This window comes from Planctellipticum variicoloris (assembly GCF_030622045.1).
Classification (GTDB): Bacteria; Planctomycetota; Planctomycetia; order Planctomycetales; family Planctomycetaceae; genus Planctellipticum; species Planctellipticum variicoloris.
In genome coordinates, this window is the sequence record NZ_CP130886.1 from 2,028,057 (window position 1) to 2,048,254 (window position 20,198).

Annotated in this window: 15 protein-coding genes; 9 read left to right on the plus strand and 6 right to left on the minus strand. The window is 63.8% G+C overall.

The features are described 5' to 3' along the window. Positions 1 to 111: 111 nt before the first annotated feature. The 5 genes from SH412_RS07975 to SH412_RS07995 all read left to right on the plus strand — a co-directional run bounded on the left by SH412_RS07975 (position 112) and on the right by SH412_RS07995 (position 5,222). Complete coding sequence (locus SH412_RS07975) at positions 112 to 1,245, plus strand: hypothetical protein (protein WP_336520026.1); 1,134 nt, start codon at positions 112 to 114, stop codon at positions 1,243 to 1,245. Positions 1,246 to 1,480: 235 nt separating this feature from the next. Then, positions 1,481 to 2,497 carry a 4-hydroxythreonine-4-phosphate dehydrogenase PdxA gene (pdxA, locus tag SH412_RS07980; RefSeq protein WP_336522982.1) on the plus strand — a complete coding sequence of 339 codons (1,017 nt, stop codon included), beginning with the start codon at positions 1,481 to 1,483 and terminating at the stop codon, positions 2,495 to 2,497. A 171-nt stretch (positions 2,498 to 2,668) separates the two neighbouring features. Then, positions 2,669 to 3,328 (plus strand): histidine phosphatase family protein, encoded by a 660-nt coding sequence (locus SH412_RS07985; RefSeq protein WP_336522983.1) that lies wholly within the window; start codon positions 2,669 to 2,671, stop codon positions 3,326 to 3,328. After that, the gene (locus SH412_RS07990; protein ID WP_336522984.1) at positions 3,325 to 3,936 is read left to right on the plus strand and encodes an HAD family hydrolase; all 612 of its coding nucleotides are present in this window, start codon (positions 3,325 to 3,327) and stop codon (positions 3,934 to 3,936) included. The genes SH412_RS07985 and SH412_RS07990 overlap by 4 nt, the downstream gene beginning before the upstream one ends. A gap of 176 nt (positions 3,937 to 4,112) precedes the next feature. Beyond that, positions 4,113 to 5,222: a DUF1559 family PulG-like putative transporter gene (locus tag SH412_RS07995; protein WP_336522985.1), complete on the plus strand. Its 1,110-nt coding sequence runs from the start codon at positions 4,113 to 4,115 to the stop codon at positions 5,220 to 5,222. 218 nt (positions 5,223 to 5,440) lie between these two features. On the opposite strand, the gene SH412_RS08000 is transcribed toward SH412_RS07995, so the two are convergent. Then, positions 5,441 to 6,352, minus strand: coding sequence for a methyltransferase domain-containing protein (locus SH412_RS08000; protein WP_336522986.1), 912 nt, complete (start codon positions 6,350 to 6,352; stop codon positions 5,441 to 5,443). A gap of 205 nt (positions 6,353 to 6,557) precedes the next feature. Beyond that, on the minus strand, positions 6,558 to 8,837 hold the full coding sequence (locus SH412_RS08005) for a VIT domain-containing protein (RefSeq protein WP_336522987.1): 2,280 nt from the start codon (positions 8,835 to 8,837) through the stop codon (positions 6,558 to 6,560). 277 nt (positions 8,838 to 9,114) lie between these two features. Between SH412_RS08005 and SH412_RS08010 the strand changes: the two genes are divergently transcribed. From SH412_RS08010 to SH412_RS08025, 4 genes are read left to right on the plus strand one after another with little or no spacing between them, the layout of a single operon-like run. After that, complete coding sequence (locus tag SH412_RS08010) at positions 9,115 to 9,498, plus strand: GntR family transcriptional regulator (RefSeq protein WP_336522988.1); 384 nt, start codon at positions 9,115 to 9,117, stop codon at positions 9,496 to 9,498. Then, a complete protein-coding gene (locus SH412_RS08015; RefSeq protein WP_336522989.1) occupies positions 9,495 to 10,403 on the plus strand; it encodes an ATP-binding cassette domain-containing protein in 909 nt (302 codons plus the stop codon). The genes SH412_RS08010 and SH412_RS08015 overlap by 4 nt, the downstream gene beginning before the upstream one ends. Then, on the plus strand, positions 10,394 to 11,053 hold the full coding sequence (locus SH412_RS08020; protein WP_336522990.1) for a hypothetical protein: 660 nt from the start codon (positions 10,394 to 10,396) through the stop codon (positions 11,051 to 11,053). Before SH412_RS08015 ends, SH412_RS08020 begins: the two co-directional genes overlap by 10 nt. Next, on the plus strand, positions 11,050 to 13,503 hold the full coding sequence (locus SH412_RS08025) for a hypothetical protein (RefSeq protein ID WP_336522991.1): 2,454 nt from the start codon (positions 11,050 to 11,052) through the stop codon (positions 13,501 to 13,503). The genes SH412_RS08020 and SH412_RS08025 overlap by 4 nt, the downstream gene beginning before the upstream one ends. A gap of 20 nt (positions 13,504 to 13,523) precedes the next feature. On the opposite strand, the gene SH412_RS08030 is transcribed toward SH412_RS08025, so the two are convergent. The 4 genes from SH412_RS08030 to SH412_RS08045 all read right to left on the minus strand — a co-directional run bounded on the left by SH412_RS08030 (position 13,524) and on the right by SH412_RS08045 (position 19,969). Beyond that, complete coding sequence (locus tag SH412_RS08030; RefSeq protein WP_336522992.1) at positions 13,524 to 14,138, minus strand: toll/interleukin-1 receptor domain-containing protein; 615 nt, start codon at positions 14,136 to 14,138, stop codon at positions 13,524 to 13,526. Continuing rightward, positions 14,131 to 14,397 (minus strand): TIR domain-containing protein, encoded by a 267-nt coding sequence (locus SH412_RS08035; protein WP_336524157.1) that lies wholly within the window; start codon positions 14,395 to 14,397, stop codon positions 14,131 to 14,133. Before SH412_RS08035 ends, SH412_RS08030 begins: the two co-directional genes overlap by 8 nt. Further along, positions 14,398 to 14,568, minus strand: a complete 171-nt coding sequence (locus tag SH412_RS08040; protein ID WP_336522993.1) for a hypothetical protein — start codon at positions 14,566 to 14,568, stop codon at positions 14,398 to 14,400. A 217-nt stretch (positions 14,569 to 14,785) separates the two neighbouring features. Continuing rightward, positions 14,786 to 19,969 (minus strand): PVC-type heme-binding CxxCH protein, encoded by a 5,184-nt coding sequence (locus SH412_RS08045; protein ID WP_336522994.1) that lies wholly within the window; start codon positions 19,967 to 19,969, stop codon positions 14,786 to 14,788. Between the last annotated feature and the right edge of the window lie 229 nt (positions 19,970 to 20,198).

The following is a 20,198-nucleotide window of genomic DNA, read 5'->3' on the forward strand; positions in this document are numbered from 1 at the left end:
GTCATGCTGTGAGGGAAATGACCTCCCGTTCAAGGCAAGATCGATGAGCAAAAACTGCGGGACGAACTGCTCCGGAAGGCGCTGGTCGCCGCGGTTCGGCAAGGAACTTCGATGAGGGCGGTCGCGGCTCGACACGGCGTCAGTCTGGCGACGGTGCAGCGCTGGGTAGTGCGAGCCGGCGACCAGCGGCTGGATCGCGTGGACTGGTCGGAAACGCGCGGCGGACGTCGTGCTGTTCAGGCGACGCCGCCGGACGTCGAAGAGCTGGTTCTGCAACTGCGCCGGGAACTGCGAGACCAGAGCGACCTGGGCGAGTTCGGGGCTGCGGCGATTCATCGTACCCTGCTCGAACGTCAGCAGGTGCTCGGACTCGCCACGGTCCCGGCGATCCGCACCATTGGCCGCATCCTGGAACGCCGGGGAGTTCTGGACGCGGGGCGTCGTGTCCGCCGGCCTGCGCCGCCCCGCGGCTGGTATCTGGCGGAGGTCGCCGCAGGGCGGGCCGAACTGGACAGTTTCGACATCGTGGAAGGACTGGTCATCAAGGGCGGCACGGACGTGGAAGTCCTGAACGCCGTCAGCCTGCATGGCGGACTCTGCGGCAGTTGGGTGGACGACTCCTGGACCGCGAAAAAGACAGTCACAGCCCTCCTGTCGCACTGGAGCGAACACGGTTTCCCGGACTACGTTCAATTCGACAACGACACGATCTTTCAGGGGGCTCATCAGTGGCCCGACAGCTTCGGCCGCGTGACGCGGACCTGTCTGCAATTGGGGATGAAGGTGGTCTTCGCTCCGCCACGCGAAACCGGTTTTCAGGCGGCGATCGAGGCCTACAACGGACGCTGGCAGGAAAAGGTCTGGAGCCGCTTTCAGCATCAATCTCTCGCCGACGTGCGGCAACGTTCCGACCGCTTCGTCGCGGCGCGCCGGCAGCGATCGGCCAGCCGCATCGAAGCCGCCCCCACGCGCTGGCAACTGCCGTCCGGCTGGCGCCCCGACTTCTCGCAGCCGCTGTCCGGGACAGTCATCTTCCTGCGACGTACCGACGATCGAGGTCACGTGTCTCTCCTGGGACGCGACTACGCCGTGAGCGAGACCTGGCGTCATCGGCTCGTCCGTTGCGAGGTGGATCTCACCGCCGGCCGGATCCGGATCTACCAGCTCCGCCGCCGCGAACCGAGCCGGCAGCCGCTGCTCAAAAGCTACTGCTATGACGTCCCGCAGAAGCGTTTCCACGACTGACCTCTTTTGACCGACACGCCGCCATCGCGCAACAAAACAAGTGACCTCTTTTGACTGACACCTGGCCACTCAATACTCACTTTTCACTCTCCTCGGCATTTTCCCTGATCTTCTCCGCGTCCTCCGCGTCTCCCTGTGAATCCCGTCTTCCTCTTCCGGCTTCGATTGCAGATTGACCGCGGGCGATGTCTCATAGGCGGATTGCCACTCCATTCCCGCCTGGTGAGAGCTGTTCGTGCCACTGCCCCGCCTTGCTTTGACTCTGGGAGACGTTGCCGGGATCGGTCCCGAGATCATCGTTCGGGCCGTGACGTCCGGCCGCCTGCGCGAGTTCTGCACGCCGTTGATTGTCGGGCATCCGGATGTCGTCGCCCGCGCCGCGAAACTCCTCGATACGCCGTTGCGACTGCAACTCGTCGCCAGCCCTGCCGAACCGGTCTCTGACGGCGCCATCGCCTGCTGGAATCCCGGTGCGGACGTTGTCCGTGATGTGCCGGCCGGTCAGATCGACGGCCGCGCGGGGAAGGGGGCGTACGACTATCTCGTCGCCGCCACGCGGGCCGCGCTCCGCAGCGAGATCGACGCGATCACGACGGCCCCTCTCAACAAAGCCGCCCTCCATGCCGGCGGGGTGAATTTCCCCGGCCATACGGAGATCCTGGCGGCCGAGTGCGGCGTCGCCGAGTTTGCCATGATGCTCTATCTGCCGCCCGGTCCCGAAGTCCGCAGTCCGCATGGCCTGGGCGTCGCGCACGTGACCCTGCACACCTCGGTTCGCAGCGTGCCGGGGCTGCTGTCCGAATCGAAGATTCGCGAGACCGTCGAATTGATCGATGGTTTTATGAAGCGGATCGGCTGCGATCAACCACGGGTTGGCGTCTGCGCCCTCAACCCCCATGCCGGCGAAGACGGCCTCTTCGGCGACGAAGAAGCCACCCTGATTGCACCCGCAGTCCAGGCCGCCGTTGCTCAGGGTATCCGGGCGGCCGGGCCGTTTCCTGCCGATACGCTGCTCCGCCGGGCCGTGCTGGGGGAATTCGACGGCGTGGCGGCGATGTACCACGATCAGGGACATATCGCCCTCAAGCTGATTGGATTTGAGCGGGCGGTCAACGTCACGCTGGGACTGCCGATCGTCCGCACCAGCCCCAGCCACGGCACCGCCTTCGACATCGCCTGGCAGGGGAAGGCGAGTTGCGACGGACTGGTCGAAGCCGCCCGGATCGCGGCGGCCCTGGCGACGACACGGTAAGCCCGCAGACTTGCCGAGAGTCGCCGGATCGAGGACAAGAGGGATACTGGCGAGGAAACCGGGTGGCACGCCCAGAGTCCTCGATGGGCGTGTCTGAGACAGATTGTTCACGCCCATCGCAAAGCCTCCGGGCGTGCCATCCTCAGTCTGTTCGGGAAGGAAAACAGCTCCGTGAGAATTGGTACGCTCCAGAAAGGCCCCGGCGGCAACGTGACCCGCCTGTTCCTGGCCCGCCACGGTTCCACCGAAGCCAACGAACGCCTGCCGTTCATCCTGCAGGGAAGCGAGCTCGACGGCGACCTGACCGAAACCGGCCGCAAGCAGGCGGCCGCGCTCGCGCGGGGCCTGGCCGAGTTCAGTTTCGCCGCCGTCTATGCCAGCCCCATGCGTCGCGCCCGGCAGACGGCGGAGGCGGTTGCCGAGCCCCGCGGTCTGGCCGTGATCCCCCTCCCCGAACTGCGGGAATGCAGCGTTGGTCGCTGGGAAGGTCTGTCGTGGGAAGAGATTAAAACCCGCGACGCGGAAGGACATCGCAACTTCTTCGCTGATCCGGTCAACAACCCGCATCCGGGGGGCGAGTCCTACAGCGACGTGCTCCACCGGGCCAAACCGGCGATCGAACGACTCCTCGTCGAGCACGCCGGCCAGAACATTCTGGTGGTCGCTCACAACATGGTGAACCGTGTCTTCCTGGCGGAGCACGTCGGCATTGATCTCAAGCACGCCCGCAAGCTGCGGCAGACGAACTGCTGCATCAACCTGCTGCAGCGCATCGAAGGGGCGATTGAACTGATTACGCTGAACTCCGTGCTGCATCTGGAGTACCTGTGAACGCCGCGGCCCGGCCGCCGGTGCGCGGCGCGATCTTCGACATGGACGGCACGCTGATCGATTCGCAGCTCGACTTCGACGCGATGCGCCGCGACATGGGCCTGCCGGATCGGATGCCGATCCTGGAGGGCCTGCAGGCGACTCCGCCTGGACCGGAGCTGGATCGCCGGCTGCGGATTCTCCGCGCACACGAGTTGCGCGGCGTCGACTGCGCGACGATCTTTCCCGGCGTCGAAGAGACGCTGGCGGCCTTGCGCGAATGGGGCTGGCCGACGGGCATTCTGACGCGGAACTCGCGCGAGTCGACCGACGCCATGCTCGACCGGCTCGGACTCCGGCTGGATCTTATCCTGACCAGGGACGACGCGCCCCCCAAACCCGACCCTAGGGGGCTGCTGGACATCGCCGGGCAATGGAAGCTCCCCCCGGCGGAACTGGTCTTCTGCGGCGACTACCTGTTCGACCTGCAGGCCGGGCAGCGGGCGGGAATGCAGACCATCCTGTTCTGGCCCGGCGAACCGCTGCCGCCGTTTCTGCACGAGGCCGATCATCTCCTGCGCGATTTCCGCGAGGCAGTCGGCCTGTTTGAACGCCTGGGCGGCCGGTAGGGCGGTGGCCGTGTGGCCGGTTTGCCGGGTGACCGCGTTGCTGGGTGGCCGGGACAGAGTCCGCAACGCCCCGGTCCTTGGTGGTTCATGTCAGCCGCGTTTCCAGTTGCGATGCTGGTCGACGGATGAGTAGCGTTGAGAGTCCATCGTCGCGCTTCCCACCAGGGCTATCCACCATGAGCGAACCCCGCACCGGCCGCCGCATCTTCTGGATCGAGGCCATCGTTGTGGCGGTGGTTGTGGTGGTAGCCGCGGCCCTGATCCTGCCGGCGATTCAGCAGGCCCGCGAAGCCGCTCGACGGACGCAGAGTCGAAATAATCTCAAGCAGCTTGGCCTGGCGCTGGACAACTACCACGACACTCACCAAGTCTTTCCACCCGGTGGAACGTTTGACGCCGATGGCACGCCATACCAGAGTTGGACGGTCTACCTGCTGCCTTACATGGAAGCCACTCCGGTCTACTCCGTGATCGATACCGGTCGGCCGTGGGATGATCCCGTCAACTTCGACTTGATTGTCAGCGGGAGTTTTGGAGGCGGCTACGGGTACCGCGATCCGTCGGTTCCGATCGAGAAGACCGAGACCGGCCTCAGAGCTATTCATTACTCTCCCAACCAGTGGCTGATGTACCGCAACAGTTCCGTGCGGCTCAACGACATTCCCGATCGCGGGCATACGCTCCTGATGGCAGACGCTTTCGGCAGTTATGCCGCATATGGCGATCCGATCAACTGGCGCGATGCCACACTGTCCTATCGGACTGCGCCGCTGGGGTTCGGACACCCCTTTCGGACGAGCGGAACGCACGTGTTATTTGCCGATGGACACGTTGAGTTTGTGCCGGAGTCCGTTTCACCGGAGATCACCGCCGCCTACTCCGGCCCCGAATCGTTGAAACCGACACCAAGGCTGACGGCTCAACGCAGCGAGCCGTACCGAATCCCTGATCGACCATTCTGGCGGTACTTCCTCGGCGACCGCGGACGGAAATCGATTATGAGATTTACGGTTTCGCCTGATCGATTGCGCCTGGTTGCCACGTTTGGAGCCGTGCCTGCCGACCGGCGCGAGGATAATCGCTGGAGGATTGACTTCGCCGAGTTCGCCCGCGACATGCCCATAGAGGACGCGGCGGTGACCGGAATGCTGACTGCCGACGAACTGCGGCCGTTCCTGAATCTCCCCCATCTCAAGAGGCTGGACCTGCAGGAGGCGCAGATTGAAGGGGACGTGGCTTCTGTACTCTCCGCCGCTTCTCACGTCGAGGTGATCGGCACGCCTTGATCCTGGATCGACCATCCCTCGCGCGTGCTTGAAGATTCAATACTCTTCCCGCCGGCGAGTCGCAGTTTGACGACCGGAATGTTCCGCTCACGGGCGGGATCGGCAGCAGCCTGTCAATTGTGGCTGGAATGTGGTCGCCCGGACCACCGACGCCGGTGGCAAGACCCCCCTGACCTGATTTCCGGGCTGGGCGCGGCGGTCGATTTCTTGAGTAATGGTCACGCCGCCCGACGGAACGGAACGGCCTGCTGCTTCCGCTCCACGCTCAGCGCCTGCTGCAGCTCTTCCAGCGGACATCCCGCCCGGTAGTTGAGCCGGACCGAGATCGTCTCTCCCGCCGACACCTCCATCGGCTCGGCGAGCGGCAGAATAAGCTGGTTCATCGGCCACTGGATCCCCCGGCCCTCTTCCAGCACGAACGCCAGAAAGTTGTTCGTCAGGAAGCCGAGCGCGTTCAGCGTTCCCGCTTGCTCGATCGTGAACTGCGACTCCCAGGCAAAGTCCTCCGGGAGCGCCGCGTCGTACGAGATCGTGCGGTAGATCTGGGGCTCCGCGAGTGTGCGACTTGTTTCATGCCGCCCCGGCGGTTCAAACAGGGGGACCGGGGCGACGTAGCCGCAGAACGAAAAATCCTGCTCCAGCAACTGGACTCCCAGCAACGTGGCGTCGGGAATAAACGCCGGCAGGCGGGGACCGAATTTCCGGACGTATGCCTCTTTGAAGGCGGTCAGGACTTCGAGCTGCTTTTCGCGAATCAGCGCGACGTGCAGCATCTCGCAGATCACGACGTCGACCGGCTCGGGGGGCAGGTACGTCATCGCGTCGGCGTGGACGACTTCCACACGCTCGCCGCCGGGATTCTTCGCGAGAAACGACCGGGCGGCCCGGACCAGGGCCGGGTTCCGTTCGACGCACCACACTTTCGCGGCCTGCTGAGCGGCGAACCAGGACAGGACGCCGGTTCCGCCCCCCAGTTCCAGAACCCGGCCCCCTTCGGGAACCATCCGCTCGATGGCTTCCCGAAACGGCAGCATCCGCGACTGGTCGCGAAGCATGTTGAAGTGGTAGTGCAGCGGGATGAACTGCCCGAGCAGCATTTCTTCGGGAAGCGGCAGCGTGTGTGGATGCACGGAGAAGAGTCTTCCTGGATGTGCTCGGCGGAGATGACGCCCGGCAGAACGCGGGCGGATACTAGGCCAACCGGGAGAACGGAGCAAGCCGTTCTTCCGCTCCGTGGCGATGACGAGAAAGCCTGGAGCATCGCTTTCCAGCGAGCAGAGCGGGCGACGCAATCCGCCGCCCGCTCCGTCCGCAGACTTTCCAGGATTCACGCATCTACTTCACCAGATAGGCCTGCCCCCGCAACTGCAGCAGCAGTTCTTCGTCGGGCTGCTGCAGGCTGAGGAGCTGGTTCTCCTCGGCCGTGTTGGCGCGGATCAGGGCGAAGTATTCGTCGCTGAAGCGTTCGATCGTCGTGATCTGGTCTTTGTCCTTCTCCGGATCGAGCTTCGCCGTCTCGGGCGTAACCAGCCGCTTTTGCGGCTTGCCGGCGACTTCGACCCGGCGTTCGTAAAGCGTATCCTTGCCGGACTGACGCAGGCCGCCGGTGGGGATCGCGCGATCCGTTTCGATTTCGCGAAGCGCAGGAACTCCGCCAAAAGCGCCTCCCGCCGCCGCAGGGGCCGTCGTGGCGGACTGCAAGCCCCCCTTCTGAGCTCGCTGAATGAAACCGCCGCGACCCTCCGACATCTGCAGTTGCTCCAGGTTCTCCCGCGTCAGTCGAAAGTTGGTCGGACCGGATGCCAGGTCCATCGGTCGGGCTGTTTCGTCCGCCAGGAACGACGTGTACGGGGTTAGAATACCGTGCTTGATCGAGAGATCGACCAGCTCCTGTACCAGCTCGTCGTTCTTTCCCTTCAGATCGAGTTCATCGATGATCTCGCCGATCCGGCGCGTGGCCCAGAGTTTTTCGACGAAGGAGAGCGAGGCGTCCCCGCTTTTCGCGGCGAATTCCGCGGGAAACTCAAATTTGCGGACGTCGCTCCCCTGCTTTCCATCAATGACAATCTTCGCGACGCCCTTTTTCTTGTAGCGGCCGACGAGCACAAGCTGCTCCCCTTCGAACAGGTCGAAGACCTGCCGGGGGTACTGACGATTGATCGCCGGGCCGTCTTCAGGGCGGACGGCGTCGAACTCAATGGCCACATTGACGTCGGTCAGCATCGGCGAACCGATCCGACCGTAGACCCGGGCGACGTGCTCCTCGATGTCCTCATCGGGACGGACGTACTCGCTGAGCCCGAAATTTTCGCGGGCGATCCGGTCCAGCAACCGGCTGTTGACGTCGAAGCCGACTCCGAACGGCAGCACGCGGGCGCGAACGCCGTTGGCTTCCTTCGCGGCGGCGACGATCTGCGATTCGCCAGTGATTCCGGCCGTCGGCATCCCGTCTGTCAGGAACAGGATGAAGTTTGGCCGGGACGAGTCCTTGAGCTGGCCCAGTGCGGCCGTTAATGAACCATGAATGTTGGTCCCGCCCCCAGCGAACAGCCCCTCCACGTAGCCGATGGCCGCTTTACGAGTCTCGTCGGTGTAGCGTTCGAGTTCGGGCCGGAATGACTCCACGGCGCTGTCGTAGGCGACGATGTTGAACAGATCCCCCTCGTGCAGGTTGTTGAGCACGAACTTGAGGGCGGCCTTCGCCTGATCGATCTTCTTGCCGGACATGCTCCCCGACTTGTCGACGACGAACATCACGGTTTTTTTCGGCCGTTCGGCGTTCGCCGCCGTGACCGGCGGGCTGGCCAGCAGCAGGAAGTAGCCGTCGTCGGACTCGGAGGGGCGATACGTGATCACGCGGGCCGCCAACCCTCCCGTGCCGACGTCGTAGAAGAGCCGGAAGTCGCTGGCGGGAATTTCGTTGGTCCGGTTCCAGCGAATGACGGCATGCTTGCCGTCCGGCCGCTGGATCTCGATCGGGTGCGTGGGACTGTAGATGTTTTTGATGTCCTGCGAGCTTTCGACCGTGACCTGCAGGTCGACTTTCTCCACCGGCTTGGCGGTGTACTTCGCCGTCCCCAGCGGGAACAGAAAATCGGTCAGGCCGTGGTCCTTCCGCAGCAGTTGGTTGTAGTTGAGCGTGACGGTCCGGGTCGCCCCAGGAGGAATGGGGAAGACACTGGTCTGGAACATGCCGTGCCCCATCCACTCCAGCAGCGCGGGATCACGATTGGAACGGACGATCGCCTCGTACCGAGCGCGGGCCTCGGCCGCAGGGAGCAGCTTTGCGGGGTATTCCTTGCCGTCGACCAGCAGCGTCAGTTGTTCGACCGCGCCGTCGTAGGGGAGGGGAAAAATGAACTGGGTTTCGATCTGCCGGGGACCGGTGTTCACGAAGGTCTGCGAGACCTGCACGCGGGCGACCTGATCCATCAGCCGGGCCTGGATGGCCAGTTCCTTGAGAGCGTAGGTCGCCTGAGTCGCCGGGACGGGCGTCGGCCGGAGGATCGGGCGGGGCAGGGGATGGTCGACGATGACCAGCACGCCTTGCGCCCATCCCGCGGCGGGACAGCAGAACCCCATCCATGCGGTCAGAACTGCCAGAAGTCGTCGCATGATCGTTGCTCCTCGAAAGAGGTGCGACACCGAAGGCGTGCCGCCGCAGGAGAGTCAGGCTGCGCAGGCTGGGAAACCGGCCTGCGGATGTGGATGGGACCGTGCTGAGGGTTCGACGCGCGTCGCAAGCGGGGAGTTCCCCGGAAAACCGGGCGAGCGGCAGACTGCCGCGCGGGGCCCGGACCGGGACCATCAATCCGTAGATTTCTTGGCGGAATCTGCTTGCTCGCCGACGGACTGTTGCGTATGTTGTACAACACTGACACAGTGAGCTGCGATGCACATTCCGCTGGACCACCATTCGGGCGAGCCGATTTATCGACAGATTGTCGAGGCGATCAAATTCCGGATCGCCAGCGGCCAGCTCGCCGAGGGGACCCAGCTCCCCAGCATTCGCGAGCTCGCGCAAACGCTCGTCGTGAATCCGCGAACAGTCATCAAAGCCTACGAGGAACTGCAGCAGGACGGTGTCGTCTCGCTGCAGCACGGACGGGGTGCATTTGTCACTCCGCCACGCAGCACGCTCCCGGTCCGCGAGCGCAATCAGAAACTGCAGGAACTCGCCCGGCGGCTCCTGGCCGAAGCCGCCTGTCTGGGAGCGACGCCCGACGAAGTCGTCGAAATTCTCCGCCAGGCCGCGATCGAAATGGAGTCGCCATGATTGAGATCTGCGATGTCACGCGCCGTTACGGTTCGAGTGAGGCGCTGTCGGGCGTTTCGCTGAACGTCGAACCTGGCCGGCTGGCGGCGATCGTCGGCCCGAACGGATCGGGCAAGACGACGCTGTTCAAGCTGGTGATGGGGCTGATGCGCCCGACGGCGGGGACCATCGGTCTATGGGGCGACTCTGCGCTGCCACGCCCGACTCATGTTCTTGGCCGCGTGGCCGGAATGCTCGACAATCACGTTCCTCCCGCAGGAATCCGGCTGCAGGCGCTGATCGACCTGAAGGCCGCGGCCACGCCACACTTTGATCGCTATTGGTGCGGCGAACTGCTCCGGGAGCTGCCCGGAGTGACTCACAAGAGGCGCTTCGGCGAGCTGAGCAAGGGACAGCGGCAATGGGCGCTTGCCGCGGTCGTGCTGGCCAGCCGGGCGGACCTGCTCGTCCTCGACGAACCGGCGGACGGGCTCGACACCGCCATGCGCCGGCGACTGCTGGCCCTGCTGCGTGAGTCCGTTGACGAACGAGGCGCAACGGTGCTGATCGCCTCGCACGTGCTGACTGATCTGGAACGGGTGGCGGACTCCGTCCTGGTGCTGCAGGCCGGAAAGGTCCGGCTGACCGGCGATCTCGAAGACCTGCGCGACCAGGTTCGCGAAGTCGAGTTTTCCAGCGAACTGCCCCCCTTCGCTCCCGCCGACGAGGTCGCCGTGCTGGCGACGAAGTCGCTCGCCGACGGCACGCTGGCCTGGCTCCGGCGGCCCGACTGGGATTCCGGCGCTCGGCAGTGGCCCGGCGAGCGCAGTCGACGCTCGGTCGGGCTGGAAGACCTGTATCTGGCGCTGGTTGGCAAACACGAGACTCCGTCGAACACTCTGCAGGAGATCGCGCAATGTCCCTGAAGTGGCCCCTGATCCGCTGGCAGATGCGGTCCATGCAGTTCTGGAACGCGGCCGTCGCGATCGTCGCGACAATCTATGTCCTGACGCGTGCGAAGCCATTCACGTACGAGTCCCCCTGGTGGTTTCCGCCGCTGCACGCAGCGGTCATCGCATGGTTTCTGGGCCGGACGACAACGCTGGCAGTCGGCTACCTGCATCTGCAGGGTTTCTCCCGCGACCGGCTGTGGTGGCATGGCGTGGTGAGCGGCTACGGCTGCGCCCTGTGCGCCTGGCTGCCGGCGGCGATTCTGATCCTGACGCCGCTGCGCAGTCTGTGGCAGGACATGACACAGAACCCGTACTTTCCGTACATGGCTCCCGTCGAGCACCGCTTCGTGTGGTTCTCACTCTGGTTGTATGCAGTGTGCGTTCCGGTGAGCCTGTACGTCGCGGCCCGTTGGGGGAATCCCGCCAAAGGAAATGATACGGGCGTCGTGCTCGGACTGCTCTTGCTGGGGCTTTTATTGGGGCCCATCGAAGGGGCGAGACTGTGGGGCCCTGGACCGGTCGTCCTGGAACGCTGGCCTCTCTTCGCCGGCGGGCTGCTCGTGGCAGGAATCGCGCTCGTGTCGGGCCTGCGACTGTTTCGCGAAGTGGAGGTGCAGGCATGAAACTCTCCGTAGTCGTCGAAATCCTTGCATATGCAATGCCTTTAGCTCTGGGCGGATTGGCGCTGCTCGCGGTCTCGCTGATCGCGCGGCTGCGGGCCGCAGGGTTCTCCCACCCGCGTCAAAAGTCACCAGCCGCGGTCCGTTGGGGCGAAACTGGCCTGTGGCTGCTGACCGCCGCCTTCTTTCTCCTCGGGCAATACTGGCAGTTCCGCGACTACCTCAACAATCCCGAGACCTCTCCGGCTCTGGTCAACGTCCTTCGCACCGGATTCGCCATCGGCGGGCTCGCCTCGATTGCAATTGCGATTGCCGCCGCCTGTCGCTGGCATCGCACCGCGGCGGCCCTGCTTCTGCTGCTGGTCACCGCCACCGTCGGACTGTCCAGTACTCCGCTCTACGACTGGCCGAACGTCGCCGAGGCCGTGGAAACGGCTCCGATCCCTTTCGCAATTGAGACGCCGCAAGATCTGCCGCCCGTGACGGTCAGCGTCAACGACGTCGAACTCGGATCGACTCCCATCGTCACTACGTGGGAAGACCTGAAGGCCCGGACGCCCGACTGGAAAGTGGAACCCGAATTCCATCAGCAGTCTGAAGGGGGCACGCTGCTCTGGTGCCCGCTGAGCGTCCATTCCACGGCCCGCAGCTTCAGCCGCGAGCCGGCGCCACGGGACGAGAAAACGCTGTTCTTCCGGTACCATCTCGACGGACAGCCCCTCTATCAATACGACCAGAATTCGTTCCAGTGGACTGCCTTGCTCCGTCCTACGTTTACTGGAGGCAATGGGGGCATCGCGAGTGGTTCCAAAGTCTTCGGCCGGGTGACTCCCTTCCGGGCGCAGCACTCCCTCACGTTGCCAGACTGGGCGGACGACGTGCAGTTCCTGCTGCATCGCGCCCGCATGATGGACTACGCCGTCGACGACGCCTGGTGCGAAGCCTTTGCGACTTACGGCCATCTCGGCGAGAGTGCGCTGGCCGGTCTGTCCGATAGCGATCCGCAGTTGCAGCGGGTTCTGGAGAGACTTGCAACGAGGGCGTTTCAGCTCCCGGAGGAGCCGCTCTCGGAGACCGCAGCCTGGCGACGGATCGAGACCATTCTCGATACCGCGGGCCGCGCGGGAGAATTTCCGTTCGGCGGAGTTGCAGGAGCAACCGTCCGCAAGCTGGCCGAGCAACTCTCCGACGAGACGCTGGCCCGACGGACTGTCGCAGCTCTCTCCGAAGGCTCATCCGGTCAGTCCTACAGTCTGGAAACGCACCGCAATCGGAACGGCAAAGTGACCCTGATTCGCCTCCAGCAACACGCTGCGCACGACGATGGACGCTGGCTTCGGCAACCGGTTCTGCAGGAACTGGCCGTCGAACGCGACACGCAGCTCGACGCCGAGTCGCCCGAGCCCGACAATCCGATCGAAACACTCGTCACGCCGGCGCTGATGCGATTGCACCGCGTGGGAGACGGGGTCGAGCGACAGATCGGGGGAACGGCCTATGAACGCGTCCTGTTCCGCCACGACTGGCGTGCGGCCCCCGACCCTGCGAAGTGGGAAGACACGGAGTATTTCTCGGGAATGCAGATCAACCGCTGGCAGTCTCGTCTGGTGAATCTGGAGTCCCGTTTCGGGCGAAACTTCCGACTCAGTCACCAGGACCTGGTCGAACGACTGGCCCAGGACCTGTGGACCAGCCCGATGGCCTCCTTCCGGTTGCCCTCCGAGCTGCACTTCCTGTTTCTCGATCATCGCGCCGACCTGCCCCCCGCAGATCCGGATGCGGACGGAAAGCGACTGACGCCCGCCGAGTCGTTCTGGCGCCGGTTCACCGAACGCCGACCGTCGTTCAATGACAATCGCGAGCTGGTGAAAATCCAATGGGAGTATCTGGCCCGGATGTCGCCCGATTCCCGTCCGGAGCAATTCGTCGACGTCCTGCGGAAGAATCCGCCAGACTGGCTCGACGGATCGGCGGGGGAGATGTTTGCACTGATGCCGGCCGACTCGGCGTTGCAAACGGTCACGGCGCTGCTGGCTGAGCTCGAGCGACAGGCGCAGGAGCCGGTGCGCCCTGCTCCGTCGCGGGATCTGCGTTCGGATCGCGCCATCCTGCTGCGAGGAATCCTGACGGTGGACCATCCCGGTCTCGCAGATCTGCTGGTCAGCGAACTGGACCGCAAGGATACCGGTTTTCAGCGAGGAGACGTGCTCGAAGCGCTGCGCGAAGGCCGGCTGGCGCTGTCCGTCATGCAGCGCCTGGCGGAGTTCGAGCGACCCGAGATCCACCTCCTCGTGGCCGAATCGGGGCTCTATCGCACGGACCCGGCCTCGCGCAAGCTGCTGGAGAGGCTCAGCGCTGACGCCGACGAAAACGTCCGGAAGGCCGCTCAGGCGACACTCGACGAGTGGAAGGAGTGGCGGTCGCGGCCGCTGCCGCGGAAAGAACTGCGGTAACAAACCGGCCATCAATCCGATCAGCCCGCAGCAGGAAGTTCGCTGCGATCCGCCACTCGTGGCAGCTTACCCTGCTTTCGAAGCCGGACAAGTTCCTGCATCAACTGTTTCCCGGCCACCTGACTGGCGTCCCGCTGGCGATAGGCTTCGGTAAACGCACGCAATTGCGATTGATCGAGCAGCAGGCGATCGACGGGCATCCGCAGTTGCTCGTAGGTTTGCGTCAGCAGCACACGCTGCTGTTCCGAAAGCGGTTTTCGCAGTTCAAGCACCTGTCGGACGGCATCACCGACTTTCCCCACGGGAATCATCGGATACTCTCGCAGATACGCAGGAATCTCCTGGTCCAGCAGACCGTCGTAGACGACGAATACCGGCTTTGACCATGCCAGCGCAGCGCCAATTTCGAACGCGACAACCGGCGAAACCGCAGAAGAACGGGTCAGGAGAATGACGACCGCGGAACTCTCGACCAGTGCATCGACGATCTTCTCGCGGAAATCATCCCCGGCCTCGATGGCATGCACCGCAAAGACACCGCAGCCGGCGGACTCAAACTCGCGGGCAACCAGTGCCGCCAGCCCGCGATCCTGCTCGGAGTGAGTCAGAAACACATCGTAAATCGGTTCAGCCATGTGGCACCCTGCCGGCGGCTCGGGACTTCAAATCTTCGAGGTAACCCGCGAATTCGTGGAGGTGATAGCCGCGACGCTCTTTCAGGATATCAAACATCTCGCCAGGATCGACATAGTAGAAGACTGGCACGAGGCGTTTTCCCAGTCCCCAGGCGGCGCCGACTTCGACCTGAATCCAGATTCGCTTCCACGATTCCGGAGTCACGAGGACCAGAACTTCGTCACAATCCCGCAGCGATTCTCGGATCTCGTCGGGGATTCAGTCCCCGCCGCGAATGTCCCGGTCATCCCGCCAGACTTTGACGCGGGGAATTGCCACTTCGATCTTCTCGTGGATCACTTCGGCGATCCATTTATCGTACGTCGCATGACTCAAGAACACGCGATAGACGCGGTCGTCCGCCGGCAAATTGGCAGACTTCTTCTTCATGACGCCCAATCATAGTGGCGGAAATGCGACAGTCCTCGCATGAGTTCCATTTCCCGTCGTGTGGAAACGTCCAATTGTCGATCGATTACGACTGGATTGGCGGGTCAGAGAGCGTCTCCGAAATGGATGCGTCCGACCACTGTGTTAGAGTATTCTTGCGGTCATGGCTTCCTCGCGTCAAGTCTCTTGCCACGCGATGTGGCAGCGACCATCCTCGTCACCTCACCCGCTCCAAGACCACCGACTTCAAATCCATCAGCGCCGGCAGCGGACGCGATGCCGGCTGAATTGTCAGCCGCTGCTCGCCGGCGTACAGATTCAATGCGCCGACGGCCTGCGTCTGATAGTCGTCCCAGCTCGCCGTCGCGGGGACGCTGAACGTGAGCGACTCGCCGCCCGCCCGGACAACGGCCCGATGGCTGGTGATCAGCGGGTCGCGGGCCCATTCGATCTTGACGGTGTACTTGCCTGCCTCGGGAACCTGCACCGTCCAGACCGCCTGGTCATCGGCGCTGCTCCAGAAACCCAGATTGCCGTACTTCTCTTCGAGGACCAGCGTGCTGCCGTAGATCTCGGCGTCGACCGGCTGCAGTACGAAACGCCCCGTCGCGTCGGCAACGACCGTTTTCGGCTCATTGCCGGGGAAACTCTTTCGCTGCGGCAACGGCACGTTCGAGCGGATGTAGCCGATCACGTTCGCCAGATCCGCCGGCGGCAGATCCTTTTCCAGGCCTTCGGGCATCAGCGACTTGCTGGCCGTGAAGAACTCTTCCAGATCGGCCCGCAGCACGGTCTGCTTCCGCGCTTCGGCCGCCATCAGCGTCAGACTTCCCGCGGATTCCTCCGCGAGCAGTCCCTGAAAGGTCAGCCCGGCATCGGTGACCGCCGTGTAGTTGAAGAACTTGCTCTCGACCGCGCGATTGGGATCAAGGATCGCCAGCAGCATCGCCTCGGGGGACTTGTCGACGAGGGCGGCCAGATCCGGCCCGACTTCATGCCCTTGCCCCTGCAGCTTGTGGCAGGTGCTGCAGAGTTTCTTGAAGACCTCCGCCCCCCGCTGCTGATCGACTGGCAGTTTCAAGGAAGCGCGATACTCGGCCACCACGGCCTGTCGATCCTTGCCGGAGCTGGCAAAGAGCTTCTCGGCCCGGCTGGCCACGGCGGGATCTCGCTGCTCGACAAGGCGTTGGCGGGTCTGGGCGTCGATTGTCGCGACCGGAATCGCGCCGGCTTCGACGGCCGTCAGCAGCGCATCCCGGGCTGCGGGACGCGCCAGCAGCAAGTCGGCCGCAGCCGTCCGCTGCGCCGGGCCGAGTTTCGTCCAGACTTTCAGCAGCAACTGCGTCCCGAATTCCCCCGGCCAGCGTCCGGCGGCGGCAATGGCGGCCTGTTGAATGGCGGGGGACTCCTGCGGCTGCAGCAACTTTTCGAGAACGATTTCCTCGTCTGCCCGAGCCTGCGGACGCTGGCCGAGCAGGCTGACCGCGGCGACTCTCAGAGCTTCCGGCTGTTTGGCGTCCGTCGTCAGGGTCGCTGCCAGCGCCAGCGTTTTGTTGAGACGCTCAGCCATCGAAATCTGAGCCGGCGGCAGCGACTTCTGCCAGGCGCCGAGGGAAAGATTCTGCCGACTGAGAGCTTGCAGGAACTGACGGAGGGCGACGAGCTGCCACTCGGCCGGGGACTGGCGATCGGACGGGCACGCCAGTTCCAGCAGCGCGAGCTGAGCGTCGAGATTCTTCCAGGCGACCGACTGGCCGATCAGCGTCTGCAGCAACTCGGAGACGTCCTGGCCATCGCTCGTCGCGGCGAGGACGTTGTGCACCACGCGCGACAGATTGCGTTCGTTGAGCGAAGTCATGATCGCCGGGATCAACCACCGGTCTGCCGGATGCTTCACCGCCAGCCACCCCAGCAGTTCCCCCGCCTCTGCGAACTGCACTTCACCAAGGGTGAAAGCGAGCTGCAACCGGACTTCGTCATCCGGATCGTCCACGCGCGACGCCAGCGCCACCCAGAGCTGCGGGCTCCCCGCGGGGAAGCGCTCCGCGAACTGCACCGCCCAGCGGCGGACGCCGGGGTGGTCATCGGCCAGCGCACGGATGAGATGCTGTTCCGTCAGGGCCTCAAGACTCGCCAGAGCACACAGCGCCTGCAGCCGGGCGACCGGTCGCGGGCAGGTCGACAGTAGCTTTTCGAGCTCAGGAATCGCGGCCTTGTCGCCTCGTTCGATCAGCAACCGCTGGACCGTATCCCGCTGCCAGCCGCTGGGACTGTCGAGCGCCGCCACGAGCTGCGGTGTGGCGAGGTCCGCCAGCTTGGGTATCGGCCGCGGCGCGACGCCGTACGGATGGACGCGCCACAGCCGGCCTTTGTCGTCCCCGTCGCGAACGTTGAGTTTCTGCTGCCACTCGATCGGAATCCACTGCGGATGCTCGATCACCAGCCGGTACATGTCGGCGATCCAGACGGCACCATCCGGTCCCGTCGTCACCATCGTCGGCCGGAACCAGTTATCGCTCGACGCCAGAAACTCCCGCTGCCGCTCATCAGCCAGACGTTCGCTGACCGTCGCGACACCGTCCTGATGCGCCACTTCGCAATGAACCAGATTGTGAACGGGCTCGCTAACGAAGGTCAGTTGAGAGTTGAGAGATGAGAGTTGAGAGTCGGAGGGTCGACCTGCATCTCTTCCTCTCAACTCTCCGCTCTCAACTCTCAACTCCCGCGTCAGCAGCTCATCCCGATATACCATCGCCGAGGACGCTGAGGTAAACCGGTTCACGGCGTGGAAGTCGTTGAACCGGGTCAGCGTCCGGCTGCGGGGAAAGACCGGCGCCGCCCCGGCCACCGTGGGGACATCCCGCCGGCCCGACGGAGCGGCGAAGTGCGGATTCCGGCTCAGGTAGCGGTCTTCGTAGACGTACTGGAACATCGGGTTGCTGTTGTTGTTCCCGTACCAGCGGCCCCAGTCGTCGCGCCGCCGGCCGAACTGCGCCTGCCCGGCCACGGCTTCAATCCGTCCCGTCCCGGGATGAATCCGCAGATCGCGGCCGCGGATGTCGACGGTCTCCCCCGTCTTGATCGATTTCACTACGCCACCGCTGTCACCGTTGGCCAGGTAGAGCCAGCCGTCGAGGCCCCATTCGAAGCCGTTCACGCGGTGCTGCTGATTTCCTTCGACGAAGCCGGTATAGAGCGCCTCGCGCCGGTCCGCCATGCCATCGCCGTCGGTGTCCTCGGCATAGAAGATTTCGGGAGCGGCTGAGACGAGCACTCCTTTCTTCCACGGAAAGACTCCATTCGGAAAGTTCACGCCATCGAGAAACAGCGTCGACTTGTCGTAGTTCCCGTCGCCGTCGGTGTCTGTGAGAGAGCGAATCCGGCCGCCGGGCCGGCCTTTGCCGTCGAGGCCGTTGGGATAGTCGGCCATCTCGGCCACCCACAGCTTGCCGTCGGCGCCCCAGGCCATCGCCACCGGGTCCATGACGAGTGGTTCGGCGGCCATCAGTTCGACGACGTAGCCGGGGCGGGGATGCATGGACTTGATCGCCGCGGCGGGCGTCTTTGCCGCCGGCATCCGGTCGCCGAGGAGCTGATCGAAATCGATGCTGACGATCAGATTCGGCCGATCGGCGGTGTCCTCGTTCATCCAGTGGAGCGCCCGCCCCTGGACGAAGAAGCCATTGTTGGTCCCGTCGGCCCGCACGATCGGCGGCAGTTCGAGCGGGTTGGCGTCGCCGCGGGTGCCGGAGAGCAGCTCCGTGGACCAGCCTTTCTCCAGTGATTCGAACAGCCAGACGCCGTAGCGCTGCGAGTTCGATAAAACAATGTCCAACCGCCCGTCTTGATTGATGTCAACGAACCGCAGTGCTTCCGCACGTCCACTCGCGTCGATCAAATGCAATGCCGCAGGCAAATCCCAAAAGACAGTCTCTTCACGTCCCTTTGTCTTTCGAACGATTGTGAAGCATGATTCGGGGCCGAAGAGCAAGTTTTGTTTGCTCCATTTCGAACTGATGCTCTCTGAGATCCCGTCGCCATCAATGTCCAGGAATCTCACAACTTCTTTGGGGGTTGGCGGTTCACGTTCGTTATCGACGGACCATCCCCAGGGCCATGTTCGTCCGACAGAAGTGTTCGACCCGGCCCAAACGGTCGCTCTCCCGTGATCTTCATCAATGGAAAACCGTAGGTCGGAGGCTTGAAAGTGATCGTGAGAAGGAAGATCGCGCCGCCATGCCGATTGAGTCACATCCCAGTGGTTGACGTACCGATTTGTCTTCTGCTGGATCATGACATCCAGAAACCCATCGTTGTCGAGATCAACGATGCGAATGTCATTGTCACTCCCCTGCTCATCCCGCAACGACTGCCCCGCCAGCAGGTTCTTGTTCAGCCGTTCCAGCGCCTCCTTGAACGTCAAAAACTTCACCTTCTTCCCGTGCTTCGCCACCGCATGGTCGATCAGCTCGTTGACCTGCTCCGCCTTGATCCAGCCGTGCGGATGGAACACGAGATTCAGCACCCCCTGCTTGTGGACCGTGATGTCGAGTGCCGCCTTCAGGTCCTCGACCGTCTGCGGGTTGTTCGGCTGATGGAGGAAGTTGGCTTCCCAATCGCTCGGCGTCATGCAGGGGAACTCCCAGCAGAGCTTGTTGGCGACGTACGGGTACGGGTAGTTCTCGACGTAGTTCACAAACCGGTCGTGCGTCACTTCCCCACGCTTGAGCCCCTTCGGGAAATACTTCAGAAACCGCTCGTCGCCGTTGGCGTCGAGGACCAGGTCCTCCGGAATCGACGGATCTTCCGACGTGAAGACCTGGAAGACCGACGAACTGATCTGCAGGAACTTGCCCCCCGGCGTCGTCTTGTTGAAAATCTCGGCGTAGAACCGGGGACTGACGGTGTTGAGCGAATCGCAGCACGGCATCCGGAACGCGACCGGTGCATTGTGCGGCACCGAAAACAGCAGGTCGACGCACTTGTCGTACGTCCCTTTCGCCTTGGCAAAGTCGCCGCCGTACAGCAGCGGGCAGGGATGGTCGAACGTGTGGATTTCCAGGCTCAGCCCCTCCTGCAGCCAGGTCTGAAGCTGCGGATCGTCCGGCTTCACGTTGCAGGTCATGATGCTGACCGGCGCCCGCCCGTCGATCGCCTTCAATCGCTGCAGAATCGGCCGGAGATACGCCTCATACTTCGCCGGCTCGCGCATGTCGTCGATCGCCAGGATGACGACCGCTTCGACCCCGTCGTCGCCGACCCACTGCGGCGTCACGAGCTTGGGGAAGTTCGTGTGCGGATAGTACGGCGACGGGTCGTCCAGATACGCCAGCCGGTTCCCATCGGTCGAAAACGGCCCGGCGGCGAGAGCCAGCAGGGCGAGCGCAGCGGCGGCATGCATGAACGACGATCCTTCCAAGACGCAGAAACAAGTCTTGATGGATCATGCCCGGCGAGGAACGGAGAGGCAAGCCAATCGAGCCGTGTGCCACTGGCTCAAGAAGGGTGGGGGAGGAGTGGCTAGTGACTAGTGGCTGGTGGTTAGTGGGGAGAAGGCGGGGGTGGGGGAGAGTTGATTTGCAGTAGATGGCGTATTTCGGCAGGCGGGAGCCCAATCTCGTTCGGCACGG